Source organism: Cellulophaga algicola DSM 14237 (assembly GCF_000186265.1).
Lineage (GTDB): Bacteria > Bacteroidota > Bacteroidia > Flavobacteriales > Flavobacteriaceae > Cellulophaga > Cellulophaga algicola.
In genome coordinates, this window is record NC_014934.1 from 2,604,917 (window position 1) to 2,630,487 (window position 25,571).

General features: G+C 33.6%; 27 protein-coding genes. 14 read left to right on the forward strand and 13 right to left on the reverse strand.

What is annotated here, in order from left to right:
• Positions 1-29 precede the first annotated feature (29 nt).
• The 7 genes from CELAL_RS11335 (at position 30) to CELAL_RS11365 (ending at position 6,389) form a co-directional block, all read left to right on the forward strand.
• Positions 30-755 carry a hypothetical protein gene (locus tag CELAL_RS11335; protein WP_148229672.1) on the forward strand — a complete coding sequence of 242 codons (726 nt, stop codon included), beginning with the start codon at positions 30-32 and terminating at the stop codon, positions 753-755.
• A gap of 34 nt (positions 756-789) precedes the next feature.
• A complete protein-coding gene (locus CELAL_RS11340) occupies positions 790-1,581 on the forward strand; it encodes a carboxypeptidase-like regulatory domain-containing protein (RefSeq protein WP_013551050.1) in 792 nt (263 codons plus the stop codon).
• Positions 1,582-1,601: 20 nt separating this feature from the next.
• Complete coding sequence (locus CELAL_RS11345) at positions 1,602-2,405, forward strand: carboxypeptidase-like regulatory domain-containing protein (protein ID WP_013551051.1); 804 nt, start codon at positions 1,602-1,604, stop codon at positions 2,403-2,405.
• A 56-nt stretch (positions 2,406-2,461) separates the two neighbouring features.
• The gene (locus CELAL_RS11350) at positions 2,462-2,971 is read left to right on the forward strand and encodes a DUF6702 family protein (RefSeq protein WP_013551052.1); all 510 of its coding nucleotides are present in this window, start codon (positions 2,462-2,464) and stop codon (positions 2,969-2,971) included.
• Between the two features lie 61 nt (positions 2,972-3,032).
• Positions 3,033-5,339: a M1 family metallopeptidase gene (locus CELAL_RS11355; RefSeq protein WP_013551053.1), complete on the forward strand. Its 2,307-nt coding sequence runs from the start codon at positions 3,033-3,035 to the stop codon at positions 5,337-5,339.
• 196 nt (positions 5,340-5,535) lie between these two features.
• Complete coding sequence (locus CELAL_RS11360; protein WP_013551054.1) at positions 5,536-5,811, forward strand: Sec-independent protein translocase subunit TatA/TatB; 276 nt, start codon at positions 5,536-5,538, stop codon at positions 5,809-5,811.
• Positions 5,812-5,813: 2 nt separating this feature from the next.
• A complete protein-coding gene (locus tag CELAL_RS11365; protein WP_013551055.1) occupies positions 5,814-6,389 on the forward strand; it encodes a phosphatase PAP2 family protein in 576 nt (191 codons plus the stop codon).
• Here CELAL_RS11365 and CELAL_RS11370 read toward each other — a convergent pair.
• Positions 6,352-6,993, reverse strand: coding sequence for an O-methyltransferase (locus CELAL_RS11370; protein ID WP_013551056.1), 642 nt, complete (start codon positions 6,991-6,993; stop codon positions 6,352-6,354). The two genes, CELAL_RS11365 and CELAL_RS11370, sit on opposite strands and share 38 nt — an antisense overlap.
• A gap of 58 nt (positions 6,994-7,051) precedes the next feature.
• Here CELAL_RS11370 and CELAL_RS11375 point away from each other — a divergent pair, with 58 nt between their 5' ends.
• The 4 genes from CELAL_RS11375 to CELAL_RS11390 all read left to right on the forward strand — a co-directional run bounded on the left by CELAL_RS11375 (position 7,052) and on the right by CELAL_RS11390 (position 11,482).
• Positions 7,052-7,510, forward strand: coding sequence for a GNAT family N-acetyltransferase (locus CELAL_RS11375; RefSeq protein WP_013551057.1), 459 nt, complete (start codon positions 7,052-7,054; stop codon positions 7,508-7,510).
• Positions 7,511-7,577: 67 nt separating this feature from the next.
• The gene (kynU, locus tag CELAL_RS11380; protein ID WP_013551058.1) at positions 7,578-8,846 is read left to right on the forward strand and encodes a kynureninase; all 1,269 of its coding nucleotides are present in this window, start codon (positions 7,578-7,580) and stop codon (positions 8,844-8,846) included.
• A 117-nt stretch (positions 8,847-8,963) separates the two neighbouring features.
• Complete coding sequence (locus tag CELAL_RS11385) at positions 8,964-10,115, forward strand: MFS transporter (RefSeq protein WP_013551059.1); 1,152 nt, start codon at positions 8,964-8,966, stop codon at positions 10,113-10,115.
• Positions 10,116-10,450: 335 nt separating this feature from the next.
• A complete protein-coding gene (locus CELAL_RS11390; protein WP_169311404.1) occupies positions 10,451-11,482 on the forward strand; it encodes a M12 family metallopeptidase in 1,032 nt (343 codons plus the stop codon).
• 101 nt (positions 11,483-11,583) lie between these two features.
• Here the strand turns inward: CELAL_RS11390 and CELAL_RS11395 are convergent, their stop codons facing one another.
• Together CELAL_RS11395 and CELAL_RS11400 are read right to left on the reverse strand one after the other, a co-directional pair.
• Positions 11,584-12,747, reverse strand: a complete 1,164-nt coding sequence (locus CELAL_RS11395; protein ID WP_013551061.1) for a carboxypeptidase-like regulatory domain-containing protein — start codon at positions 12,745-12,747, stop codon at positions 11,584-11,586.
• Between the two features lie 11 nt (positions 12,748-12,758).
• Positions 12,759-13,436: a hypothetical protein gene (locus CELAL_RS11400; protein ID WP_013551062.1), complete on the reverse strand. Its 678-nt coding sequence runs from the start codon at positions 13,434-13,436 to the stop codon at positions 12,759-12,761.
• Between the two features lie 121 nt (positions 13,437-13,557).
• Between CELAL_RS11400 and CELAL_RS11405 the strand changes: the two genes are divergently transcribed.
• The gene (locus CELAL_RS11405) at positions 13,558-14,106 is read left to right on the forward strand and encodes a ClpP family protease (protein WP_013551063.1); all 549 of its coding nucleotides are present in this window, start codon (positions 13,558-13,560) and stop codon (positions 14,104-14,106) included.
• A 107-nt stretch (positions 14,107-14,213) separates the two neighbouring features.
• The gene (locus CELAL_RS11410) at positions 14,214-15,554 is read left to right on the forward strand and encodes an FAD-dependent oxidoreductase (protein WP_013551064.1); all 1,341 of its coding nucleotides are present in this window, start codon (positions 14,214-14,216) and stop codon (positions 15,552-15,554) included.
• Here CELAL_RS11410 and CELAL_RS21515 read toward each other — a convergent pair.
• The 3 genes from CELAL_RS21515 to CELAL_RS11425 all read right to left on the reverse strand — a co-directional run bounded on the left by CELAL_RS21515 (position 15,546) and on the right by CELAL_RS11425 (position 17,967).
• A complete protein-coding gene (locus tag CELAL_RS21515) occupies positions 15,546-15,986 on the reverse strand; it encodes a DUF4174 domain-containing protein (protein WP_013551065.1) in 441 nt (146 codons plus the stop codon). The genes CELAL_RS11410 and CELAL_RS21515 overlap by 9 nt on opposite strands.
• Positions 15,987-16,089: 103 nt before the next feature.
• Complete coding sequence (locus tag CELAL_RS11420) at positions 16,090-16,869, reverse strand: zinc ribbon domain-containing protein (protein ID WP_013551066.1); 780 nt, start codon at positions 16,867-16,869, stop codon at positions 16,090-16,092.
• 3 nt (positions 16,870-16,872) lie between these two features.
• Entirely contained in the window at positions 16,873-17,967 is a 1,095-nt protein-coding gene (locus CELAL_RS11425; RefSeq protein WP_013551067.1) for a Nif3-like dinuclear metal center hexameric protein, read from the reverse strand.
• 51 nt (positions 17,968-18,018) lie between these two features.
• Between CELAL_RS11425 and lpxK the strand changes: the two genes are divergently transcribed.
• A complete protein-coding gene (gene lpxK / locus CELAL_RS11430) occupies positions 18,019-19,020 on the forward strand; it encodes a tetraacyldisaccharide 4'-kinase (protein ID WP_013551068.1) in 1,002 nt (333 codons plus the stop codon).
• Here the strand turns inward: lpxK and CELAL_RS11435 are convergent.
• The 7 genes from CELAL_RS11435 to CELAL_RS11465 form a co-directional block, all read right to left on the reverse strand.
• Positions 19,013-21,187 carry a tetratricopeptide repeat-containing hybrid sensor histidine kinase/response regulator gene (locus tag CELAL_RS11435; protein ID WP_013551069.1) on the reverse strand — a complete coding sequence of 725 codons (2,175 nt, stop codon included), beginning with the start codon at positions 21,185-21,187 and terminating at the stop codon, positions 19,013-19,015. The two genes, lpxK and CELAL_RS11435, sit on opposite strands and share 8 nt — an antisense overlap.
• 35 nt (positions 21,188-21,222) lie before the next feature.
• Positions 21,223-22,236 (reverse strand): type I glyceraldehyde-3-phosphate dehydrogenase, encoded by a 1,014-nt coding sequence (gene gap, locus CELAL_RS11440; RefSeq protein WP_013551070.1) that lies wholly within the window; start codon positions 22,234-22,236, stop codon positions 21,223-21,225.
• A 76-nt stretch (positions 22,237-22,312) separates the two neighbouring features.
• Positions 22,313-23,188 carry a lipoyl synthase gene (lipA, locus tag CELAL_RS11445; protein ID WP_013551071.1) on the reverse strand — a complete coding sequence of 292 codons (876 nt, stop codon included), beginning with the start codon at positions 23,186-23,188 and terminating at the stop codon, positions 22,313-22,315.
• A 99-nt stretch (positions 23,189-23,287) separates the two neighbouring features.
• The gene (locus tag CELAL_RS11450; RefSeq protein WP_013551072.1) at positions 23,288-23,854 is read right to left on the reverse strand and encodes an RNA polymerase sigma factor; all 567 of its coding nucleotides are present in this window, start codon (positions 23,852-23,854) and stop codon (positions 23,288-23,290) included.
• Between the two features lie 27 nt (positions 23,855-23,881).
• Positions 23,882-24,094 carry a hypothetical protein gene (locus CELAL_RS11455; RefSeq protein ID WP_013551073.1) on the reverse strand — a complete coding sequence of 71 codons (213 nt, stop codon included), beginning with the start codon at positions 24,092-24,094 and terminating at the stop codon, positions 23,882-23,884.
• 71 nt (positions 24,095-24,165) lie between these two features.
• On the reverse strand, positions 24,166-24,924 hold the full coding sequence (locus CELAL_RS11460; protein ID WP_013551074.1) for an anti-sigma factor: 759 nt from the start codon (positions 24,922-24,924) through the stop codon (positions 24,166-24,168).
• A gap of 4 nt (positions 24,925-24,928) precedes the next feature.
• Positions 24,929-25,495 carry an RNA polymerase sigma factor gene (locus CELAL_RS11465; RefSeq protein ID WP_013551075.1) on the reverse strand — a complete coding sequence of 189 codons (567 nt, stop codon included), beginning with the start codon at positions 25,493-25,495 and terminating at the stop codon, positions 24,929-24,931.
• Positions 25,496-25,571: the final 76 nt, after the last annotated feature.

The window sequence follows — 25,571 nt, forward strand, 5'->3', positions numbered from 1 at the left end:
TAACGTGTTTTTTTATATGTGCTGCCAACGTGCAGGCACAAAAAACGGTTTATAAAGAACTAGAAGGTAGGGTATCTAGTGCAGATGGGGATGTTGCTGCTACGCATGTCTTAAATATTAGTGCTCAAAAAGCAGCGATTACAGATATTGATGGTTTTTTTACCATTACGGCAGGTTTAAATGATACGTTAGTGTTTTCTGCGGTACAGTTTCAACGAAAAGAAATTGTAGTGACCAAAGAGATTCTAGCTAGCAAATTGCTATATATAACCTTAGATCCTGCGCTAAATGCTTTGAATGAAGTGGTGGTAATGCCCTTTAATTTAAGTGGCGAATTGGGTAGGGATATGAATAGGATGGAAATTGACCCGCCCTTGACGGCTGCAAGTTTAGGATTACCCAATGCTTTTGTGAAGAAAATGTCACAGGCAGAACGTAAAGCTTTTTCTGCGGGAGCAGGCGGACCGTTACTATCCGCATTAAATGCCATAACGGGCGAAACAAAAAGACTGCGTTTAATTCAAGAACGAGAAGCAAAATATACACGAACTGAGTTTATACGTAAAGCATATCATGATTCTCTCTATGTGAAGGAATTGAAAATACCAGTAGACAGAATTAATGACTTTATGTATCTCTGTGAAATAGATTCCTCTTTTACTGCACTTGATAAGAAAGATAACTTACGTATTTGGGAGTTTATGCTACAGAAGAGTGTTGCTTACCGAAAAAATTACGAATTAGAATTGCCATAGTTTTTAAAATCAATTAATATTAATATTTTATTCCTTGCTTTTGATTAGACCTTTAAAACATTTTTTTGTTTTTTTACTGCTCGCTGTTAGCTTTTCTAGCCAAGCGCAAAGTCATTTTTCTAAAGAAATAGAAGGGAAAGTTTCTAGTGCAGATGGCGATGTGGCAGCCACGCATGTACTGAATGTTTCTACAAAGAAAGCGGCCATTACAGATATTGATGGTTTTTTTAGAATCTTGGCAAGTTTGCAGGATACTTTGGTTTTTTCTGCTATTCAATACCAACGAAAAGAGATTGTAGTAACCGCAGAGATTCTTACGAGTAAGACCATTTACATTACCTTAAACCCTGCTTTGAACGAATTAAAAGAGGTGGTGGTGATGCCTTATAATTTAACAGGCAATCTAACTACAGATATGAAAAGTGAGCCTGTAGTCGTAGCGGCTACTTTAGGCTTGCCTAATGCGTATGTTGTAAAGAAAACCCAAAGCGAACGTAAACTAAATGAAGCCACTACGGGTGGTGGTTTGGTACCTATAAACCCCATAATTAATGCGATAACGGGCAGAACCAAAATGCTTAAAGATCGTGTGAAGCGTGATGAGAAATACGCTAGAACAGAACGGGTGAGAGCTTTTTATATGGATACCTTGTATGTAACAGAATTAAAAATTCCTGCGTTAAAGATTGATGATTTTTTATACTTCTGTGAAGTAGATGATTCTTTTTCGAGTGTCGTGGATACCCACGATAAAATTAGAATATGGGAATTTCTTAGGAAGAAAAGTAAAGTGTACCGGGAAAATAATAATATCGAAGCCCCGTAATTTAATCGTATTTAGCTGTGATGAAATTTGCTAATGAACATCTTGTTGTAGTGCTGTTGTTTCTAGCAATAGGAGTAGGAGCACAAGAACATCAAGTGGCTTTAGAGGGGAATGTACAGGTGGTAAATTCAGAATTAGCAGGGATTCATGTGCAAAATGTTTCTACCCAAAAAGCAACCATTACAGATGGGTATGGGTTTTTTTCCATTGTAGTGAGTTTAAAGGATACTTTGCTATTTTCATCCGTGCAATTAAAAAAGAAAGAGCTTGTAATTACTAAAGAAATTTTAGAAAGCAAAAAAATTATAATCCCCTTAGAGGAAGCGGAAAATAAATTAGAAGAAGTGGTAGTCATGCCATTTCATCTAACAGGAGATTTATCTAAAGATGCAGGCAATTTAAAACAAGCAGCAGTATCTTCTACTTCCTTAGGTTTGCCAAATACGCATGTGGTGAAAATGACCTATAATGAACGTAAATTATTGGAGGCAGATCGGGGAACTATGCTAAGAGTTCTTCCGTTAGGTTTTGCTATTAATACACATAAGATATTAAATAGAATTTCGGGTCGTACGAAGATGCTTAAAGAGCGCATTGTCAGAGAGGAAAAGAATAATTCAGTAGAGCAATTATTGGCCTACTATCCAGAGGCTATTATTACTGAAAATCTAAAAATTCCGGACCTGCAACTTCATGAGTTTATATATTTCTGCGAAGTAGATAAGAATTTTAACTTCTTATTAAAATCAGAAAATCAATTAATACTTTGGGAGTTTTTAGAGCGTAAAAGCAAAGTGTTTCTAAAACAGAATAAGCCAGATTAGTTTTACCTTTGGCATAAGCTTTGCTTAATTAATATTGAAAATAAGCACTAAATTTTATGAAATCACTAAAGAAGAGTTTTTTAATTTTATTAGTACCCTTGTTTGCTTTTACTGCCGTGCATAAGTTCTATGTCACGGTAACTAATATCGCCTATTCAGAGAAAGAAGATGCCATACAAATTACCTCGCGTATTTTTATAGATGATTTGGAAAAGGCTTTTAAAGAGCGTTATGCTATTAGATCAAAAATGGCAACCGAGAATGAATTGAAAGATGTAGATGCATATATTGAAAAGTATATTAGGTCAAAGTTCATCGTTACCATTAATCAAAAGCAGCGAGAATACACCTATATCGGTAAAAAATACGATAATGATGTGGTGGTAGTTTATTTAGAGATTCCGAAGGTGAATTACCCTGAAATAAAATCTATTTCTGTTACAAATGAAATTTTGACAGACATGTTTGAAGAGCAACAGAATGTGGTTCATTTTAAACTTTCAGGAAAAAAGAAGAGTTTTGTACTTACGCGAGAAAATAATAAAGGAATGTTAAACTTAGATTAATACGTTAACAATTTCTTAAAAAGCTTTAATTTTCTAGCGACTAAATTAATTAATTCAAGAAATGAGCAAAATCAAGTACTACATTACAGCACTTTTGTTTGTGTTTGCGAGTATTCTAAGCGCACAAGACACAGAAGTTAAAGAGAAAGCAGCGCCTCATGGCAATGTGAACAAATTTAAGCAGATGTATGAAGAGTTCGCAACTCCAAATACATATAGATCTGCATCTGGAGCTCCAGGTCCTAATTACTATCAGCAACAAGCTGATTATAAGATGGATATTACACTAGATGATAAAAATGCAAAGATCTTTGGCGAAGAAACAATTACGTATACCAACAATTCTCCAGACAATTTAGAGTTTTTATGGTTGCAGTTAGATCAAAACGTTCGTACAAAAAATACGAAGTCGGATTTAAGAAATGAATCAGCGGCGCCTTTTGCAAGTACGGTAGAGAATTTCTCAGGTACATTTATGACAGCATCTTTTGATGGTGGTTTTAATATTGAGTACGTTAAAGATGCTAATGGTAAAGCATTGCCATACACGATTAACCAAACTATGATGCGTGTAGATTTACCTACACCTTTGAAAAGTAAAGATCAAATTTCTTTAAAAATTAAATGGAATTATAACATTCCAGATCATACCGTAAGTAGAGCGCGTTCTGGCTATGAGTATTTTCCAGAGGATGGAAACCGTGCCTATGTTATTGCGCAGTTTTTCCCAAGAATGGCGGTTTATAGCGATGTAGAAGGATGGCAAAACCATCAGTTCTGGGGGAATGGCGAGTTTGCACTTCCTTTTGGTGATTACGAAGTGAATATTACAGTTCCTGCAGATCATATTCTAGATGGTACAGGAGAGCTTCAAAATACAAAAGACGTTTTTTCTAAAGAAATGATGAAGCGTTATGAATTGGCTAAAAAGTCATATGATAAGCCTGTAATTATTGTTACGCAAGCAGAAGCAGAAGCGGCCGAAAAAGGTTTTTCTGATAAAACAAAAACTTGGAAGCTGAAAGCTAAAAATGTGCGTGATTTTGGTTTTGCAACTTCAAGAAAGTTTATTTGGGACATGCAAGCAGTGCAATTAGGTGGCAGAACTGTTATGGCAGTTTCAATGTACCCAAAAGAAGGTAATCCTTTATGGGAAGAATATTCTACAAAAGCAGTAGCACATACCTTAAGATCATACTCTTCTCACACGTTTGATTATCCTTATCCTAAAGCAATTTCTGTTCATGCTAAAAATCAAGGAATGGAATATCCAATGATTTGTTGGAATTACGGAAGGCCAGAAAAAGATGGTACTTATTCTGACCGCGTGAAGTACGGAATGATTAGTGTTATTATTCATGAAGTAGGTCATAACTTCTTCCCGATGATTGTAAACTCTGACGAACGTCAGTGGGGTTGGATGGATGAAGGTTTAGATACGTTCATGCAATATATGGCAGAACAAGAGTTTGGTGAAGCATATCCTGCAGCAATTGCACCAAATGATAAATACCCGTCTAGAAGAGGGGAGCCTTCTAAGATTGTACCTTACATGAGTGGTGATCAAGATTATATTTCACCAATTATGTCTAATCCTGAAAATGTTTTTCAATTAGGAAATAATGCGTACGGTAAACCAGCTACAGCCCTTAATATTTTAAGAGAAACGGTAATGGGCAGAGAATTGTTTGACCATGCGTTTAAAACATATTCTCACAGATGGATGTTTAAGCACCCAACTCCAGAAGATTTTTTCCGTACGATGGAAGATGCTTCTGCAGTAGATTTAGATTGGTACTGGAGAGGTTGGTTCTACACAACTAACTTTGTTGATATAGGTGTTGGCAGTGTAAAAAAATATATAGTTACAGATAAGCCAACAGCTAAAATGAAAGAATATGCAGCGGCTAGAAATCAAGATATAAAAGATCTTCCGCCATTAGTATATTTAGCAGAAGAAGGTTCAGAAGATTATGATGAGTCTTTAAAAGGAAAAGTAGCATCAGAAATTTCTAAGCCATTAAAAGAATTTATGATGGATACTATGACACCTGCAGAAAGAGCAGCTGTTAAAGAACCTAAATTCTTCTATGAAGTTACTTTTACTAAACCAGGAGGTATTCCAATGCCATTAATTGTTGAATATACGTATGCAGACGGTACTACAGAGAATGTTACCTATCCTCCAGAAATTTGGAGAAAGAATGACAAGGAAGTAACCCGCATGCTTTCTTTACAAAAAGAATTGACTAGTGTTGTTGTAGATCCAAAAGCAGAAACAGCAGATATTGATACAACAAATAACTCATGGCCTAAGAAAGAAGAGCAATCAGATTTTGATAAGTTTAAAAACGATCAAGAAGATTAATCTTTAATCAAAACAAAGGTTTATTGTAGTAATAAAGCCAAGAATGAAAACACTATGTTTTTGTTCTTGGCTTTATTCATTTTATAACTTTACCTACAGGTGGTTTGCAATATGTTAAATGTTTGAAAAGGAGAATTATGTTTTATTCTTTTTTTTATGCGACTGACAAACTTCTCATTATATTTGTAGTATGTTAATGACACATTTTTTATTTATAAGTGGTGGGGAGATATTCTTCATACTTTTTATAGTGGTGATGGTATTTGGAGCTGATAAAATTCCAGATATTGCCCGTGGTTTAGGAAAAGGGATGCGTCAATTAAAAGATGCTACTGAAGATATTAAACAAGAAATTCAGAAAAGTGCAGATAAGCAAGGTATTAATACCGACTTCACAAAAGACATTAAAAACCAAATAGATAAAGTTAAGGAGAACATTAACGACGTTACGGGCACCATTAAGAGAAAGTAATTATGTTCGATAAATTGTTAACCTGGGATAGGGAAACTTTTATTTATTTAAACAGTCTAGGAATTGAAGAGTACGACCAGTTTTGGAGTATTGCTACAAATATCTCTACTTGGATTCCTCTTTATGTGCTATTCCTCTTTTTAGTGATGTATAAGAAGAGCAAAAAAGAAAAAATTCAAAAAATACTTACGGCTGTTTTAATGTTGCTTTTTGTGTTGCTTCTTACAGGAGTAACAAAAGAATTAGTTGGGAGAATACGCCCAAGTGCAGACGCTGAAATAAACACGTTAATTCGTATTATAAAAGGTTCTGATGGCTTTAGTTTCTTTTCTGGTCATTCTGCTTATTCCTTTGCATTAACCACCATTGTGGTACTCTTTATAAAAGACACCTTTAAATGGAGCTGGGCATTTTATATTTGGCCTATATTCTTAGCATTCAGTCGTATTTATGTGGGAGTGCATTATCCTGTAGATTTAATAACTGGTGCTATTGTAGGTATATTATCTGGTAATTTATTTTACGGAATTTATTTAAAAATTATAGCACCCTACTCAAGGTTAAGCCGTCCCGAATAGGTAATAATACGGTTTCAACTCTTGGGTCTTCTTTTAATTTTTTGTTATACTCTAGTAATATTTTAGTCACTTTATCTTTGGGATTTAGGGGTTCTACCACTTTTCCAGACCATAAGACATTATCAGATAATATGACACTTCCAGATTTTGTTTTCTTAAGGACGGCCTCAAAATAATGGTCATAGCTCGCTTTTTCGGCATCAATAAAAATTAAATCAAATGTTTCGTTTAATTCTGGAATAATTTTAAGCGCATCTCCAGTGTGTTGCCTAATCTGATTACCGAATCCACTTTTATCAAAATATTTACGCTGCATGTCTACCAGCTCTTCATTGACATCAATGGTATGTAGTGTGCCATTTTTTTGTAATCCTTCAGCCAAACAAATCGCAGAGTAGCCCGTGTATGTGCCAATTTCTAAAATAGTTTTAGGATTAATAATTTTAGATAACAAGCTTAATGCTCTTCCTTGAAAATGACCCGTAATCATTCTGGGTTGTATTACTCTTAAATGGGTATCTTTCGTAAGCTCTTGTAAAACCTCGGGTTCTAGTTGCGAGTTGTCAGCAATATAATTTTCAAGTAAAGGAGATAGAAAATGCATGTAAAAAAATTTTCACAAAAGTAGATATTAATAGTATCTTGAAAAAAACTATTTTAAGATGAATACGATTACTATCCGTGATGCAGTAGCGAAAGATTTACCTATTCTGTTAGCGTTTGAACAAGGGATTGTTAAAGCAGAAAGGCCCTTTGATCCAACCTTGGCGGAAGATCCTATTAGCTATTATGATATTGAAAAATTTATTAAAGATGGTAGGAGCAAAGTAGTTGTGGCTTGTATTGGAGGAAAAATAGCAGGCAGCGGTTTTGCAACGATATTAACGGCAAAAAACTATCTAGTGCATGAAGAGTACGTTAACCTACATTTTATGTATACAGCTCCAGATTATAGAGGACAAGGGGTAAATGCATTAATCATGAATACGTTAAAAGAATGGGCACATAGTAAAAATATTAAAGAAGTTAGATTAACGGTGTATCAAGATAATCTACCTGCGATTAAGGCTTACGAAAAAGTAGGGTTTAAAAAACATATCATAGAAATGAGATTAGTGTAAGTGCTACAAATTTTATAGGGGATAATAAATACAATTGGAAGTCGTAATTTTGAAAAAAAAGCTATTTATGAAATTTGAAAATTCTTTGGAGTTCGCTCAAAAATTAGACCAAATAGATCCGTTAAAAAAATATAGAGATGAATTTCATTTTCCTGAAATTAATGGTAAACCTGTAATTTATTTTACAGGGAATTCTTTGGGTTTACAACCAAAAAGAACTAAAGCTATTGTAGATGAGGTTATGTCAGATTGGGCTCAGCTTGCTGTAGAGGGGCATTTTTATGCAGAAAAGCCATGGTGGGACTACCACGAACGCTTGGCGGCGCCATTGGCTAAAGTAGTAGGGGCAAAGACAGCAGAAGTTTCTGTGATGAATACGCTTACGGTAAATCTACATTTGTTAATGGTTTCGTTTTATAGACCAACACAAAAAAGGTTTAAAATTATTTGTGAGGAGAAAGCTTTTCCTTCAGATCAATATATGTTAGCTAGTCAAGTAAAATTTCATGGATTTGATCCTAAGGATGCTATTGTTGAGGTTAAAAAACGCGATGGAGAACATCATTGGCGAACCGAAGATGTTATTGCTAAAATTAATGAAGTAGGAGACGAGCTGGCACTAGTATTAATTGGCGGTGTAAATTATTATAATGGTCAGGTTTTTGACATGGAAAATATTACCAAAGCAGGTAAAGCTACGGGTGCTTTTGTGGGTTGGGATTTGGCGCACGGAGTGGGTAATATTGAGTTAAAATTAAATGAATGGAATGCTGATTTTGCAGCATGGTGTAGTTACAAATACATGAATAGTGGTCCCGGAAACGCTTCTGGAGTTTACATTAATGAAAAACATTTAAACAATCCAGATATTCCACGTTTTGAGGGTTGGTGGGGAACCAAAAAAGAAACACGCTTTTTAATGAAGCCGGAATTTGAGCCTATGGAAAATGCAGATGCATGGCAGATAAGTAATGCGTCAATTTTAGCTGTAGCTCCTTATTTGGCATCATTAACTATGTTTGAAGAAGTAGGGATGCCTGCTTTAATTGAAAAAAGAGATAAAATTGTAGCGTACTTAGAATTTATATTACATGAGATTGATGCTGAGGTGGATAGTAGTTTTGAAATAATTACCCCTAAAGATAGAGGTTGTCAATTATCCGTTCTTCTCCATGGTCAAGGAAAATCATTATTTGATTACTTAATGAAAAATGGCGTAATTACAGACTGGAGAGAACCTAACGTTATTCGTTTAGCACCAGCACCATTTTACTGTTCCTACGAAGACATGTATCGTTTTGGTCAGTTATTGAAAAAAGGAATTTTATCTAAATAAAGGGGGGAATAGTATTCTAAGTGGTTATCTATTAAGTAAAAAAAAGAATTTAGAGTTAAATTTTTTAGAAGATATTTAAGCTTTCTTATTCTTTAAATTAAGACTACTTTTAATGCAATGAAATCACTTAGATTAATTTTATCTAACCCGCGATACTTTGCTCCAGCATGGTCTTTTGCAACACTAAATATTTTGTTTGGTACATGGGCAACCTATATTCCAGTTATCAAAGAAGCTATTGGTTTAGATAAAGCTACTTTGGGTTTTGCTATCTTTTTTTTATCACTTGGTAGTTTTACTATATTTCCATTAGCTTCTAAATTAATTAATAAAATTGGCGTTGGTAGATCTGTTTGGTATGGTTTGGTATTAATTTGCCTAGCATCAGTTTTGCCTTTTCTAGCCGTAAATTACTATACTCTAATAGCAGGTCTCTTTTTTTACGGTGCAGCAAATGGTTTTCTTGATATAGCGATGAATACCCTGGTTACAGAAATGGAAAAAGAAGACCATCAGAATTTTATGTCTGCAGCTCATGGTTTTTTTAGTTTGGGTGGCGTTATAGCAGGGATTGGTAGTTTTTTAATACTGGTACTCGATAATAGAATTTTACACATTTGTAGTACGGCGGTAGTGCTTTTAATTATAAGTTTTGTTTTACGTAAAAATTACATCCATATCATATCGCCCCCAATTGAAAAAGAGTCTTTTAACATAAAGAATTTTAAACCCTTATTCATACTTGGTGTTATCTCCTTTGTGATTATGGGGAGCGAAGGTGCTATTATAGATTGGAGTGGTATTTATTTGCAAGAAGTGAATTTAGCTCCAGAAAAATTAATAGGTTTAGGTTTTTTGGCTTTTTCTGCAATGATGACTTTAGGCAGGTTTTTTGCAGATGGTTTAAGTGCAAAGATTGGCTCCGTTAAAATTGTTATTTTAGGAACATTGCTTGCTATTGTTGGGTATTCTCTAGTGCTTTTTGGAATGTTATATGTAACTATTCTTGGTTTTGCACTAATAGGCCTGGGCTTCTCGGCTATAATACCAGAACTCTTTAGAATAGGAGGTAAGGTAAAAGGAGTAGCATCTTCTCAAGGTATTGCTTTTATTGCAGGAACAGGAGTATCAGGGTTTTTGCTAGGCCCTGTGGTTTTGGGCTTCTTAGCAGAATCCTATTCATTACGGATAAGCTTTATGCTCTTGCTGGTTTGTTCTATAATGGTTTTAGCAGCCTCTTTTATCTTAAAAAGAAAAAGAGGCGTATAAGTAAGGAGCACTACTATGTTTTTTTTCTGCAAGGCACTGGTAGTTTCAAAATTCAAAAGAAAACTTTCGCTATAAATTTAATTTTAGTGAAAATTATCTAATTGTAAATAATCCAAAATATTCATAGAACAAGTGTTTTTAATGTCCTTGTTATCAATTATTTATAGGATATTTTCTTTTTTGTTTGAGCGGTTTTTAGTCTTGATTTTATTTTTAAAACGTGTAGTTCATCGAAAATATGAGCTGTTCGTCGCTGTTTTTCTCGTTCTGCTCGTACATAGTCTTGAGTTTTAACCCCAAAACTTATAATGAACATGAAAACTAAAAGTGAAAAAATGAAACAAACAAAAAGAATGTACCAAGCAGTTATGGCAAGTTTGGTATTTGCATTATGCTTGACTTCTTGTCAAAAAGAAACAGCAACGACAGGAGAAGATCAAGAAGCAGTGATCAATCAAGAAGCAGATTTTACAACGAAGTATTTTTTAGGTACTGAAGTAAAAGTAAGATTAGAAGATGATGGTACCTATAGTTTAGCGGGTAGTGATTTGCGCTTGTTCGAAAATCAACTTTCGGATTCGTCTACTGATTTTAATGAAAACCCAAATCCAGAAGAGGGTCTTACTAATTTAGGTTTAGCGGGTGGCGTTAGAAAATGGACAGGTAGTACCGTTGTGTATACCATCCAAGGTTTAAGTGCATCAGTACAATCTGAATTACAGAAATCTTTTGATGAATGGACGAGTAAGACAAATGTTCGTTTTAAACAACGTACCAATGAATCTAATTATGTGACCATTTCCTCTTCGGGATCTAATAGTAATTCTGGTGTAGCAACATTAGGTATGAACGGTTCTAATGGATTCATTCGTTTAGGAACACGTGCTACTGCAGTAGTGATCATCCATGAGATTGGTCATACGCTAGGTTATATTCACGAGCAGAATAGAAGTGATAGAGATAATTACATCATTATTAATGAGCAAAATATCCAGAATGATGCTATAGATCAGTTTTACAAAAGCAATTCTGCAACTTTGGTTACAAGTCAGTTTGATATTAATTCTACTATGATGTATGGTAGCTATACTTTCTCTAAAAACGGACAACCTACCATTACAGATCTTAACGGTAATGTATTGTCTCAACGTCAAGCAAAAGTTTCTGACCTTGATATTTCAGGAACCAATTCTATTTATCCAGCTGTTGATGGTGGCGATCCTGATGTACCTGCAGTAGATTCATGCGATGGTGTTTCGGCTTGGTCTAGTGCTGGGCGATATGCTGTTGGAGACCGCGTGACGTATGCGGGAGATTTGTATGAAAGAGATTTTACAAGATGGACTTTTATCAAAACTTGTAACTAATTTAAAATGGGGTTAAAGTTTTCTAGGACACAGCTGTGTTTTAAACAGATTAAAAAAACCGCTCGAAAGAGCGGTTTTTTGTATTCTAAAACTAAGTTATGTTAGTCTTTAACATTGCTTTTTACTTTACGTTTTGTATCATCTTGTGTCATTTTTTTGATAAAAGCCTCCATTTCATCAGTTAGTAAAAGCTGATTCTGTTCTTTCCAAAAGTCCTTATTGTACTTCATTTTAATTTTGAAAATATCTTTCTGTTCATTCACGTTGCTTTTTACGTCTTCATTCCCAAAACTTTCTTTGGTGTAAAGAACTATTTCCATTTCAAATTTATGAACCGTCGGATCATCCTTTACTTTCACGTTTAGAGTAGCAGTACGTTTAGCTAAAGTCATGAAGTAACGCTTAAAAGACGGGTCTTCTTTGAAAAATACAGTTATGTCTTGCTGTACTATTGTGCTGTACTTAGGAGTTTTAAATAACTCTTCAGGGTAAAACGGTTTTACAACACTATTAAATGATAAAATAGCATTATCATTAGTATTAATGATGTAATGGCCATAACTTTTGTTTTTCGTATCAGAATTCAAAGAAGTAAATTCAACCTTAGTACTCGTGCTATTTTTATAGGGTTTTTCAATGACTTCAAAATCTGGTCCCATTGCATTTGTACGAACAAATTCACTTAAAATGTTAAATAGCGAAGGAAATTCAAAATAGATGTTATTTTCATCTTTAGTAATACCTATTTGGCGCATATTTTTAACAGCAACACTAAAATCGGTATCCATAAGTGTTAAACCACCTCCATATATGGATGTTTTCCGATGTAGATTTCCTTGCATGTCTTGCAATCTAATAATCGCTCCATTTCTTTTTAAGATAGCTCTTAAAAAGAAAGCTTCAGAATGTGGTTTCAATACATAATTACTAGCTATAGAATCTTTTATTTTTTGATAAATTGTTTTGGCATTAGAAACTACAACTTCGTTCAACTGAAAAACACTTCTGTTTAAAAAAATAGTATCTCTTAAATTAGAAATAATAGTAGTGTAGTTGTCATAACCCACTTTGTGAAAATAAATATAATCTGTAGCTGAGGTAAACCCATATTTGCCATCCTTATTGGTAGTGGTATGGTCTAATTTATTATAAACACTAACAAATTCAAGGGGCTCATTATTTTCTTTATCGTAGACGACTCCCTTTTTTTGATGTTGACTAAAACTAAGGGAACTTACGAATAATGCGATATATACGAGCCTCATGGAAATGGTATTTAATTGATTTGTATCCCAGTAAAATTAAGATTGAAGTTCTGTCCTTCCATTTTATGTGATTTTGCAAATTTTATGCCATTTATGGTTTCATAATCTTCCCATGTAGTTGTCATAGAAGGTTCTTCTTGATTTTCTTTTCTAAAGACCCATTCTTGAAGGATGAAATTAGCTCCAAAATAAAAATCATAAGCATCGCCAGGGGTGTAACCACCTTCGTTCTTATAAACTATGGTTAATTTCTGCATTGGCTTTTTGCTGATGGGTGCTTCGCTTTCTACGGTATGTGTAAATTCAAAACTCTTGGCATCCCAAACCAACTGAAAAGGAGCTAGAAGCCAGTATTTGTCATTTATAAAGCTGGCATCAGTTTTTGTTAGGGTACTATCAAGATTTTTTCTTAGGTAGGTGATGGTAGTATCCGCGGTTATACTGCTTACTTCATTTATTTTTGGTTTCCAAGTCCAAGTGCGTTCAAAATGTGTAGAATCTTTATCTACATTAAAAGTAAATTTTAATTCATTTACGTTTTTCCATTCTTCATAGCCATTAGCTTGAGCTATTTTCTCTAAAAGGGTAAGTTCTGGTTGTGGTGGTGTGGGTAGGATTTCTTTTTTATCTGTTTTACAACTCACTAAAAGAAGTAAAAGAACTGCTGCAATACCTATAGATTTTTTCATTTTTTAAGTTTTTTAACAAAGATAATGGCTTTTGGAGCTACTTATATTAAATCCTTAGGTTTTAGAGTGTAACAATTAGCGATATTTTGATTAATTTTGATATTCAATAAGAAATAAAAAAATGAGTTCAAAAAAAGGAAAAATACAAGAGGCTATAGACGAAAAAATGTTAGAAGAGCGTAAAGTCTTCCTTTGGGGAATGGTTGATGACGATTCTGCGAAGCATGTAATTGATCGCTTATTGTATCTCGATATGCAGAACGATAAAGAAATCCAATTATATATTAACAGTCCAGGTGGTTATGTAACTTCTGGTTTTGCAATGTATGATACTATAAAATCACTAAAAAGTCCGGTTTCAACTATTTGTACTGGTTTGGCGGCATCTATGGGATCTATTTTATTGTCTGTTGGAAAAAAAGGAAGACGTTTTATTCAGCCACATGCTCAGGTGATGATTCACCAACCGAGTGGTGGAGCTAGAGGTCAGGCTTCTAATATTGAAATTCAGGCAAAAGAGATTATCAAAACTAAAGAACTTAGTGCACGTATTTTGGCAGACAACTGTGGTCAAGATTATGACCGCGTAATGAAAGATTTTGATCGTGACTATTGGATGGGAGCAGAAGAGTCTATAGCTTACGGAATAGTTGATGGTATTTTAGAATAAATAATGTTTTATACCTATAATCCTAAAAATCCTTCGCGAGTAAAAGTGGAGGATTTTTTGGTTAATGTTACTTTAGTGTTTAGGCACTTTTCCAGAATTAGGAATACATGATACAAACTCAAAAAAAAATAGCCATTATAGGCTCAGGTTTAGTTGGTTCTTTATTGGCAATATATTTAAAAAAATATGGTCATGATATTACCGTATTTGATCGCAGACCAGATATTCGTAATGTTGAATTTTCAGGCAGATCAATAAACTTAGCGATGAGCAATAGAGGTTGGAATGCACTACATGAGGTAGGTATCGAAGAAGAAATTAAAAAAATTGCAATCCCTTTAGATAAACGTGCCATGCATGTGGTTGGCCAGCCAGAATATTATCAAAAGTATGGCAAAGAAGGAGAAGCTATTTGGTCTATTTCACGTGGTGTTCTAAACCGTAAAATGATTGATCTTGCAGAGGAAGCTGGGGTTGTTTTTAAGTTTGAAGAAAAAGTTTGGGATGTAGACCTTCCCGAAGGAAAGCTATTTACCGGAGAAACAGAAAAAGGGGAGTGGCAAGAGTATCAATACGATTTAATTTTTGGTTGCGATGGTGCTTTCTCTCGTGTGCGCCATAAAATGCAACGTAGAAGTAGGTTTGATTATTCTCAAGACTTTATTGATGTAGGGTATAAAGAGTTGACTATTGCGGCTAATGAAGATGGTACGCATAAATTAGATAGGCATTCATTTCATATTTGGCCAAGAGGTAAGTTTATGCTTATTGCTATGCCAAATCTTGATGGTAGTTTTACGTGTACCTTGTTTATGCCTTTTGAAGGCGAGGTTTCTTTTGAGAACATTAAAACAAATGACGATGCTAAAACCTTTTTTACGACCTATTTCCCGAACGTAATGCAGGATTTAGATAATTTAATGCAAGAGTTTTTTAAGAATCCAACGAGTGCTATGGTAACGATGAAATGTTTTCCATGGACCTATTGGGACAAAGTAGCCTTAATAGGCGATTCTGCACATGCTATAGTGCCATTCTACGGACAAGGAATGAACGCAGGCTTTGAAGATATTTTTGTACTAGATTCTTTGATTAAAGAACACAATGATGATTGGCATGCTATTTTTGAAGCCTATGAAAAAGCACGTAAACCTAATGCAGATGCTATTGCAGAATTGAGTTATCGTAATTTTATGGAAATGAGTAGTAAAACAGCAGATCCAAAGTTTTTACTACAGAAGAAAATAGAAAAGCATTTTGCAGCTCAATATCCAGATAAATGGGTTCCTGTATATTCTAGGGTAACTTTTTCTGATAGGCCCTATGCAGAAGCCTTGGCAGAAGGTGATGCTCAGGAAGCAATTATGAAAGAAGTTATGAAATTACCGAATATTGAAGAAAAATGGAATAGCCAAGAAGTAGAAAATTTAATTCTTAGTTTATTGTAATTTTATTGAACGCGGCGAATTCATTTCACTTTGCCGCATAGGCATGGAGTCTATTAATGAGATGATAGTTTTTGCAGTTACAATAAAAGGAGTTTTTAATTTTATACCGCCATCTTTGCCTAATAAAATTAATCCGCTAAAATCCTTGTGGTAGTATGTTTCAAGTCCTTTGAGATTTAGTAGCTGTTTATCGCTATCGTAGCTGCCTTTTGAGGTGATAATGAAATAGATGATATCTCTTTCTTGAAAAGCATCATGCAGCCCTTCAAAGACTTTAATTTGTTGCTTAATGTTTTCGCTGTTTAATTCCGTATCTACAAGCAGTAGAACTCTATTTTTCCATTTAAAATCTGATATATCTTGAGCCATTGTAATAGGTGAGTAAAAGAAAAAGCAAGTAAGTATCGTTACATATTTAAGTATATGCTTCATTTCTTTTTTTGCTTTAAATTACGAATTTATTTAATGCAATTGTATAAAACACAAAAACCATCTGCAAAGCAGATGGTTTTTTTATGATTAAGGTTTTCTAAGTTTATAGTTTAGAAAACATTGCTTGCATTTTTTCTTGCTCTTCTTCAGCTAAAACAGGATCAACTAAAATACGACCACTGTGCTCATCTGTAATAATTTTTTTACGAGAAGCAATTTCTACTTGTACTTGTGGTGGAATAGTAAAGAAAGAACCTCCAGAAGCACCTCTTTCGATAGGTACAACCGCTAAACCATTTTTTACATTAGCACGAATACGTTTGTAAGCAATAACTAAACGATCTTCAATATCATTTTGATAATTTTCAGATTTAATTAAAAGTGCTTTCTCTTCTTTTTCAGTTTCAGCTAAAATGGCATTCAATTCACCCTTTTTATGCTTCAAGTGAGATTCTCTTTCAGAGTAACGCTCTTTTGTACTTGAAACAACTGTTTTTTTCTGATCTATTTGCGCTTTAAATTCTTTGATGTTCTTTTCAGCTAGTTGAATTTCTAATTCTTGAAATTCAATTTCTTTAGAAATAGAGTTAAACTCTCTACTGTTACGAACATTTTTTTGTTGTTCAGTATATTTTTTCATCAATGTTTTAGCATCGTCAATCATGTTCTTCTTTGCAGTGATCTCATAATTGATTGTCTCAACATCAGTCTTAAGCTTTTCCATTCTAGTTTTCAGGCCTAATACTTCATCTTCTAAATCTTCAACCTCTAAAGGTAATTCACCTCTGATATTGCGTATTTCGTCAACTCTAGAATCAATTAATTGCAAATCATACAACGCTCTTAATTTTTGCTCTACTGTTGTTTCTGTTTTTGTTGCCATATTTTAAAAATACTTGATGGGATTTGTTTTGCTTTCCGATAAACGGACTGCAAAATTAGGAATTTTTTTCGTAAGATAGTCAACTAATAAATTTTTTGTAAACTGCTCAGTTTCATAGTGTCCGATATCTGCTAGAAGTATTTTGCCTTCAGCCTCATAAAATTGATGATATTTTAAGTCAGCAGTGATGAAAACATCAGCGTTTACAGCCTTTGCGGCGCTTATTGCAAAAGAACCGCTACCTCCAAGAACTGCTACAGTTTTTACTGGCTTGCCTAATAAATTTGAATGTCGAATGCATTTTACCTCCATTTTTTCTTTTAAGAAGTCTAAAAATTGGCTCTCAGGCATAGAATTTACAAATGTTCCATACATTCCTATGCCTATATTTTGATTTGTGTTTTCTAAAGTGGTGAGTTCATAAGCGACTTCTTCATAAGGATGATGTTCTAAAAGTACTTTGATTACATTTTGTTCAACTGCTTTTTCAAAAGTAATAGAAATTTGAGTTTCTTCTTCAAAATGTGTTTTTCCTATTTCTCCTTTTATTGGTTTTGCTTTTTCATTAGCTTTGTAGCTCCCAACACCATCAACAGTAAAACTACAATTACTATAATTACCTATATTCCCTGCACCTGCTTTGTACAGTATTTTTTTTAGTTGTTCCGCATCATTCTTTGGAACATAAGTGCTAAGTTTTTTTATAGTTCCTTTTTGAGGAATTAGAATTTTAGAATTTTGCAGTCCTAAAACTTCACAAATTTTAGCATTTACTCCTTGGTCAGAATTATCTAAAGCGGTATGCATGCTGTAAATAGAAATGTTATTTTGTATGGCTTTAATCACAACACGTTGCACGTAATTAGCTCCTGTGATTTTTTTTAGCCCACTAAAAATAATAGGATGAAAACTTACTATTAAATTACAATTGGTAGCTATGGCTTCATCTACCACATTTTCTAATGTATCTAACGTAACAAGAATACCCGAAACTTCACTTTGTTGGTCTCCTACTAGAAGTCCTATATTATCAAAATCTTCTGCATATGCTAATGGGGCTAACTCTTCTAAAATGGCAATTACTTGTTTTACAATCATTTTCTAAGTTTATCTATTATCCAAAGATAAAATATTATATTTTCGTTCTTGATGCGCATACTAAGAATATTAGCTTTTCCAATTTCATTGATATATGCTTGCGTGGTGTATGTTCGTAATTTTTTATTTGACATTGGTTTTTTAAAATCTAGGGAATATAAGACACCTACCGTTTGTGTGGGAAACCTAAGTGTAGGTGGAACAGGAAAAACCCCTATGATTGAATTTTTATTACAGACATTTCAAACTGATTATACTATAGCGGTATTAAGTAGGGGGTATGGTAGAAAATCTGATGGCTACCAAGTAGCTTCAGAAGTTTCTACGGTAGAGGTTTTAGGAGATGAGCCTTATCAAATTGCACAAAAATTTCCTGGGGTAACCGTTGCGGTAGATGCTAGCCGGCAAAATGGAATAACGAAACTTGAGAGTACAGTAGCTCCAGATTTAATCTTATTAGATGATGCTTTTCAACATAGAAAGGTAACATCTAGATTTTCTATGTTGCTAACGGCTTACGATAATCGCTATGTAACCGATTGGTATTTGCCTACAGGAAATCTTCGTGACAGCAAAAAAGAGGCGGGCAGGGCAGATATAATTATTGTAACAAAATGTCCAGAACACTTATCGGTAAAAGAACAAGAAAAAATAATTGGTGAAATTAAACCGATTAAAAAACAAAAGGTTTTGTTTAGCTATTTGCATTATAAAGACCAATTAAATGGTTTAGATAAAGAGTTGCGCATGGCAGATATAAAAACCAAGAGAGTAACTTTAGTTACTGGTATAGCTAACCCAAAACCTTTATTAGCCTATTTGTTGACAAAGGGTATTGTTGTAAAGCAACATCTAAACTTTAGAGATCATCACTTTTTCTCTGCCACTGAAATAGCAAATTTTAATGCTCAAGAATGTATTCTTACAACAGAAAAAGATTATGTTAGATTAAAAGGTAAGGTTGCTAATTTGTATTACATCTCCATAGAACATCAGTTTTTAAATAATGGAGGTGAAGTACTTAAAGAAGCTATTAAAACACTGCTTAAGTGAGTGGTTTTGGATTAAAAATGTTTTCTCCAATTTTTTGATAGAATACTTCAGGTTTAAACGGTTTAGTAACTACATCATTACATCCGGCCGCATAAAAACTCTCTAAACTATCATCAAGAGAAATTGCTGTTAGCGCTATGATAGGAGTGTGTCTGTTAAACTTACGAATTAGAATTGTAGCTTCTTCGCCACTTATTCCAGGCATATGAATATCCATTAATATGGCATCGTATTTGGTTTGTGATACCATTTCTACAGCATCTGTGCCATTACTAGCAATGTCGCACGTCATTCCTTTTTTAATCAACATTTTTTTGGTGATGACTTGATTTATTTTGTTGTCTTCCACGATAAGTAAATGTAGTCCTTCAAAAACATATTCCTGAGGTTCAGCTTCAAGGCTAACGTCTTCAGTTGTACTGTTTTTACTTTTCATTTTCAATTCGAAGAAAAATGAGCTTCCGTTTCCTAACTCACTTTTTAAATCTATTTTGCTATTAAATAACCCTAATAAGCTTTTTACAATTGTTAAACCAAGACCTGTACCTCCGTACTCTCTATTTATTTGTATAGAACCTTGTTCAAAGCTTTCAAAAATATTTGTAATTTGATCTTCAGATATGCCTATACCGGTGTCTTTGACTTCAAAGTAAATAACAACATCATCTTCTACTTTGCTTAATAATTTAGCGATGACAGTTACTTCTCCTTTTTTTGTGAACTTCAATCCGTTTCCAACAAGGTTTATTAAAATTTGAGAAAGTTTCATGGAATCACTCAGAAGACTTTTTGGAATAGTATCATCGTAATCAAGTGAAATTTTAGTTTTATTTTCTTTAGCACTTTGTTGTAGTGAGCTAATTACCTCTGAGAGAACTTTTTTAAGGCTGAACTCTGTATTTACAGCTTCTAGTTTATCTGCGTCAATTTTATTTAATTGTAAGATGTCATTGATAAAACTTAACAGGTAGTCTCCAGAGAATTTTAAGGCCTTTAGATGTTCTTTCTGACTCTCACTCGGGTTCTCTTCAAGAAGTAAGTGGGTTAGGCCTGTTACCGCATATAGTGGTGTGCGTAATTCGTGGCTAACTGTAGATAGGAAATTAGTTTTGGTTTCCATGGCTTTAACAGCAGCATCACGGGAAGCTTCTAATTCATTATTTTTAGTTTGCAGTAAATCGTTGGTTTTTAATTTAATTTGGTTATTTCTATATAATGAAACCGCCAGTAAAGAGATTATGGTTAAGAAAGCAGAGGTTAATATAGCCGTTATTTCTGTTCTACTACTTGACGCTTTTAGCTGCTCATTTTCTCTAGTAAGGTTAGCAATGGTGTTTTTTTGTGTTTCAAAATAAATGTTATCAGCCTTTTTAGCTTCCGTTTTTATTTTAGTTTCGTTGTAAATAGAATCTTTTATTTGTACAAGATTTTTGTTGTAAAGTAAAGCTTTTTCGTATAAGCTAAGTTTTTCACTAGTATCTGCTAGATATTGATTTAATTCTAGTATTTCATAATAAAAATCATTCTTCGTAGCAATCTCTAAACCTTGAAGCGCATATTCAATACCTTTCTCTGGGTTGTTAGTTTTTGAATTTAATAATGCAAGTCCTAAAAATGCTCTTGAAGCAATATAGTCTTTTTCATTAGTGTCATTATTAACAATAAGCGAGTTAAAGTTTTTTTCAGCTTCACTATATTTTGGTAATTCTAGGTATATAAAACCCTTTGCTAATAAAATATGTAATGTTAGATTTCTAACATTAGTAATTTTGTTAGCCTTGTCTAGTTCATGATTTGCTAGATAATATTTTTGGTCTTTTATTAAGTGTAAGGCATCTATATATCTGTGGGTGGCACTACCATAAGGGTATTCGGAATCTTTTAAAAGAACGTCTGCTCTTTGCCAAAGCTGTATGGATTGATCTGTTTTGTCGAGCTTTAAGTATAGCAATGCTAATTCATGATAGCAATCTATGATTGCTTTTATGTCTTCTAGTTTTTCAGCTTTTTTTAATGCTTTGTAGATAGATTCTAATGATAGATCTAGCTTGTCTTGGTTTTTATAAGTTTGTGCTACAATAAAGTAATCTTCTATTTCTTTGTAGGTAGCCGTTGAGTCTTGGGAAAATGTAGTTTGCCAAAAGAATAAGGCAAAAAGGAGTGCCATTTTAGAATTAAGACTGCTATGTAGGTTTTTTATCTTCAAAGGTATGATTTGTCTTGGATCAATTTAATTAAATCTATTAATCTGCTGCTGTATCCTGTTTCGTTATCGTACCAACCAATGATTTTAACCATTTTTCCTAAGACAGATGTCATTAGAGAATCAAACGTACAAGAGTAGCAACTATTGTTTACATCTATAGAAACTATAGGATCTTCAGTGTAAAAAAGTATATTTTTTAGAGAATTTTCAGAAATCTCCTTAAATGTATTATTTATTTCTTCAATACTAGTTTCTTTTTTTACGTTAAAAGTAATATCTGTTAATGATCCGTTTGGTACAGGAACACGTATACCGCAGCCACCAATAAGACCGTCTAATTCAGGAAATATCTTAGTTAATGCTTTAGCCGCACCAGTAGTGGTAGGTACTATAGATTGGCCTGCAGCACGAGCTCTTCTTAAATCTCTATGCGGTTGATCATGTAAGCTTTGATCTGTGGTGTAAGAATGAATCGTAGTTATATACGCTTGTTCTACGCCACAGAGGTCATTAATTACTTTTATCATTGGAGCCGCATTATTTGTAGTGCACGAAGCATTTGAAATAATATGGTCTTCTGCCGTAAGTAGATGATCGTTTACACCAATAACAATCATTTTAATACTGTCATCGTCTGGTGGAACCGATAAGATCACCTTTTTAGCTCCGTTTTTTAGGTGCGCATTTAACTGTTCTCTTGATTTAAATTTCCCTGTAGCTTCTACGACAATATCTACGTTATACTTGCCCCAATCTATATCTTCTGGTGAAGATTGGTTGAGTATCTGTATTGTTTTAGATGTCTCTATCGTAATTGTATCTTCAGTATGGCTTATTTTGTAAGGGAAAATACCATGGATACTATCATATTTTAATAAATGAGCTAAAGTCTCGGTATTTGCTAAATCATTTATAGCAACAACATTTAAGTTAGGATGTGCTTGAAGCAGTCTAAAAAATGTTCTACCAATTCTACCAAAACCATTGATACCGATGTTAATTTGTTTCATAACTACATTAATCTGTCTGTATCATTTTGCAGTTTATAAAAAGACATAAAATGAGACTAGATCTGATAAAATAAATTTAATGGATATGCTTATGTGCTTTATATGAAGATCTAACGAGCGCACCACTTTCTACGTGTCTAAAGCCCATTTCTAATCCTATTTCTTCATATTTTTTGAATTGTTCTGGCGTAATAAACTCTTTTACGGGTAAATGTTTTTTACTGGGTTGTAAATATTGACCAATAGTGATTACATCTACATTAACACCTCTTAAATCTTTCATGGTTTGGATAACCTCTTCTTCAAGTTCTCCTAAGCCAAGCATGATACCAGATTTTGTTCTGTTAATACCATTAGCGCCTAAATAGCGAAGCACTTCAAGACTACGTTCGTATTTAGCTTGTATTCTAACCTCTCTTGTTAGTCTTTTTACCGTTTCCATATTATGAGAAACTACTTCTGGATTAACGGCTATAATACGGTCTAAGTGTGTTTCAATACCTTGAAAATCAGGAATTAATGTTTCAAGTGTTGTTTTGGGGTTCATTCTACGAATAGCTTTTACCGTTTCTGCCCAGATAATAGATCCCATATCTTTAATGTCATCTCTATCTACAGAAGTAATAACAGCATGTTTAATTTCCATTATTTTAATAGAACGAGCAACTTTTTCTGGCTCTTCCCAATCCACATCTTCTGGTCTGCCCGTTTTTACACCACAGAAACCACATGAGCGAGTACAAACATTACCTAAAATCATAAATGTAGCAGTCCCTTCTCCCCAGCATTCACCCATATTTGGGCAACTGCCCGATGTGCAAATGGTGTGTAAATTGTATTTGTCTACTAATCCTCGAAGTTGTGTATATTTCTTTCCTGTAGGTAGTTTTACGCGTAACCATTTCGGTTTTCCTTGTGGTGGTAAAACACTTTTTACTGCGCTATCGCTCATCTTCAATTTTTATGCAAATATACAAAGAATTTTAGGTTCTTATTGTTTTTGAAAAAGGGGATATAACGAGTATTTTGAAAAGATGAAAAATATAAAACTTTAAGATTTAGCACCTTTAATCGCGGATGCTAAAAGTTTTTTTGCTCTTAAAAGTTTGACTTTTACATTGTTAATGGGTTCATTAAGTAACGTCGCTATATCAGCATAGCTTAGCTCATTAAAATATCTGAGATTAATTACTTTTTGATAATGTGGCTTTAGCCCTTTAATATGCTCTAGGAGTGTAGCAAGATTTTGCTGATTTATGAGTTGATCTTCTGCAGAAGGACTGTCATCTAATACTTTTTTTATAGCATCAGCGCTACTGTCGGTTTTTTCTAAAATATTACGCTTACTTTTTCTGATAAGATCTACATGAATATTTTTAGAAATAGTAATCAGCCAAGTTTTAAACTGATAGCTTTCGTCATACGTGTTTATTTTGTCAAAAGCTTTTGAAAATGTTTGAATGGTAATGTCTTCAGCGTCATTTTCATTTTTGGTGCGTTGTAGTTGAAAACTGTACACATCATTCCAAAAAGAATCTAACAACAAACTAAAAGCAATCTGATTTCCTGCTTTAGCTTTTGCTATGGATTCTTGTAATTTGTCTGTGGGTTTGTCCAAATCAAATTGTTAATGAACTTCAGTGATTTATGACTGAAGCTCGGAAGAAGTATCTTTTTTACAATCTTGTTCGTTTGGCAGTTTGCCACAAAAACCACAAGCTTCTCCTTCTTTATTTAAAAACGGACTCTGACTAGCGCAAGTTCCTGCAAATTCCCCATCTTTTTTTGACCATATTTTAATTGCAATACCTGCAAATGCAAGTGCTAACAATCCTATGGTTAATAAAACTAACTTCATGATAAAATATTTGTACAAAGGTACAAATATTTTATCTTTTGAATGTTTTAATGTAAAAAAAACAGTGTTCTTTAAAAAGCGATATTCGCTACTATATTGTCTACTGTAGGGGTTTCATTACCGCCTTCTTGTTCTATCGTAATATAGCCTACTGCATCTTTAGAGTAAGGAATGGCTAATAAATTATCTTTGGCTCCAGCTTCTCCAATAACACCAAGATTTAGCATTTTGCCATTTACTTCTGCCCACATTTGTAAACATTGACCCTCCTCTAGATGGGGAAGATTTTGTACATTAATGTAAGATAATTTTTTAACAGGGTTTACATAAGCTACAGCTTTTAAATCTTTAGCTTTTTTGTTTCCCGTAAGTTTGTATTGTTTAGTATCTGGATTGTTTAATACAATAAATTGATTTCTGACATCTTCTAAGCGCTCCTTCATATCAGCTTCTAAAAGCTTAATCTGATTGGTAACCATAGAATTCTCTTCTTGTAAATTTAAATTCTGATTGTAAAAGAAATAAGAAGCTGAAGCAAATAATAATGCGACAACGCTAGCAGCAACCGCATAACTCATAAACTTTCTTCTGGTTGAGTTTTGTGCTTTAATTCTGTTTAAAATTTGTTCTTTTAAACCTTCTGGTGTTTTCACAGCATAAGATTTAGCAAACTCTTCTAAGTTATCTTGTAACTCAGTGTAGATTTTTCTAACCTCTGGGTACATGGCAATATAGCGCTCTACTTGTAGCGTTTCTAAATCTGTTGTTGTACCTAATAAATACTTTTCAAGAAGATCAGTATCTAAAAATAATTTGATTTTTTCTTTCATAATCTTATGCTATTAAGGTTAATAAAAATAGCAGTATCACAGGCTCTATATAAATTTTTCGCAATTCACGTAGACCGATTTTCAATCGAGATTTAATAGTGCCAAGCGGAATGTCTAATTCGTCACTTGCTTCTTGCTGCGTCATGCCATCAAAAAACAAGGCTTCAAGAACAATTTTATATTTAGAATCTATTTTTAAAAGATTCTCTCGCATGTCTATGAAATCAGGATTTATACCTTCAATACCTACCTTATATACGTCAGAAACATCTAATTGGATTTCTTTATCGGTTTTAGTTTTACTGCTTCTTAATTTATCTATAGCAGTATTTCTTGTAATACGAAACAACCAGGTAAATAATTTTGCTTTGCTAGGATCATAACTGTCTGCTTTCTTCCAGATTTTTACAAAGCTTTCTTGTAATACATCTTGTGCAAGCATCTCATCTTTTACAACTTTATAGGCTACCCCATAAAGCGTATCGCTATAATTTTCATAAAGTAGCGAAATGGCTTTTTCATTGCGTTCATGCAGTAATTCAACAATATGGTTTTCGAGTAGTGCGCTCATGAAAAAGTTAAGGTTAAAAAAAATATAGTTTCAAAAAATCTAAATTCAGTTTTACTACGTAATTAATATGTAACGA

Excerpts from the sequence above, each read along its gene's own strand:
- CELAL_RS11405 (WP_013551063.1), top strand. The coding sequence starts at position 13,558 with ATGAGTTCAAAAAAAGGAAAAATACAAGAGGCTATAGACGAAAAAATG.
- CELAL_RS11400 (WP_013551062.1), bottom strand. The coding sequence starts at position 13,436 with ATGAAAAAATCTATAGGTATTGCAGCAGTTCTTTTACTTCTTTTAGTG.
- CELAL_RS11435 (WP_013551069.1), bottom strand. The coding sequence starts at position 21,187 with ATGGCACTCCTTTTTGCCTTATTCTTTTGGCAAACTACATTTTCCCAA.
- CELAL_RS11465 (WP_013551075.1), bottom strand. The coding sequence starts at position 25,495 with ATGAGCGCACTACTCGAAAACCATATTGTTGAATTACTGCATGAACGC.
- CELAL_RS11360 (WP_013551054.1), top strand. The coding sequence starts at position 5,536 with ATGACACATTTTTTATTTATAAGTGGTGGGGAGATATTCTTCATACTT.
- CELAL_RS11365 (WP_013551055.1), top strand. The coding sequence starts at position 5,814 with ATGTTCGATAAATTGTTAACCTGGGATAGGGAAACTTTTATTTATTTA.
- lpxK (WP_013551068.1), top strand. The coding sequence starts at position 18,019 with ATGCGCATACTAAGAATATTAGCTTTTCCAATTTCATTGATATATGCT.
- gap (WP_013551070.1), bottom strand. The coding sequence starts at position 22,236 with ATGAAACAAATTAACATCGGTATCAATGGTTTTGGTAGAATTGGTAGA.
- lipA (WP_013551071.1), bottom strand. The coding sequence starts at position 23,188 with ATGAGCGATAGCGCAGTAAAAAGTGTTTTACCACCACAAGGAAAACCG.
- CELAL_RS11375 (WP_013551057.1), top strand. The coding sequence starts at position 7,052 with ATGAATACGATTACTATCCGTGATGCAGTAGCGAAAGATTTACCTATT.
- CELAL_RS11420 (WP_013551066.1), bottom strand. The coding sequence starts at position 16,869 with ATGGCAACAAAAACAGAAACAACAGTAGAGCAAAAATTAAGAGCGTTG.
- CELAL_RS11395 (WP_013551061.1), bottom strand. The coding sequence starts at position 12,747 with ATGAGGCTCGTATATATCGCATTATTCGTAAGTTCCCTTAGTTTTAGT.
- CELAL_RS11410 (WP_013551064.1), top strand. The coding sequence starts at position 14,214 with ATGATACAAACTCAAAAAAAAATAGCCATTATAGGCTCAGGTTTAGTT.
- CELAL_RS11370 (WP_013551056.1), bottom strand. The coding sequence starts at position 6,993 with ATGCATTTTCTATCTCCTTTACTTGAAAATTATATTGCTGACAACTCG.
- CELAL_RS11350 (WP_013551052.1), top strand. The coding sequence starts at position 2,462 with ATGAAATCACTAAAGAAGAGTTTTTTAATTTTATTAGTACCCTTGTTT.
- CELAL_RS11390 (WP_169311404.1), top strand. The coding sequence starts at position 10,451 with ATGAAACAAACAAAAAGAATGTACCAAGCAGTTATGGCAAGTTTGGTA.
- CELAL_RS11425 (WP_013551067.1), bottom strand. The coding sequence starts at position 17,967 with ATGATTGTAAAACAAGTAATTGCCATTTTAGAAGAGTTAGCCCCATTA.
- CELAL_RS11355 (WP_013551053.1), top strand. The coding sequence starts at position 3,033 with ATGAGCAAAATCAAGTACTACATTACAGCACTTTTGTTTGTGTTTGCG.
- CELAL_RS11385 (WP_013551059.1), top strand. The coding sequence starts at position 8,964 with ATGAAATCACTTAGATTAATTTTATCTAACCCGCGATACTTTGCTCCA.
- kynU (WP_013551058.1), top strand. The coding sequence starts at position 7,578 with ATGAAATTTGAAAATTCTTTGGAGTTCGCTCAAAAATTAGACCAAATA.
- CELAL_RS11460 (WP_013551074.1), bottom strand. The coding sequence starts at position 24,924 with ATGAAAGAAAAAATCAAATTATTTTTAGATACTGATCTTCTTGAAAAG.
- CELAL_RS11455 (WP_013551073.1), bottom strand. The coding sequence starts at position 24,094 with ATGAAGTTAGTTTTATTAACCATAGGATTGTTAGCACTTGCATTTGCA.
- CELAL_RS11345 (WP_013551051.1), top strand. The coding sequence starts at position 1,602 with ATGAAATTTGCTAATGAACATCTTGTTGTAGTGCTGTTGTTTCTAGCA.
- CELAL_RS21515 (WP_013551065.1), bottom strand. The coding sequence starts at position 15,986 with ATGAAGCATATACTTAAATATGTAACGATACTTACTTGCTTTTTCTTT.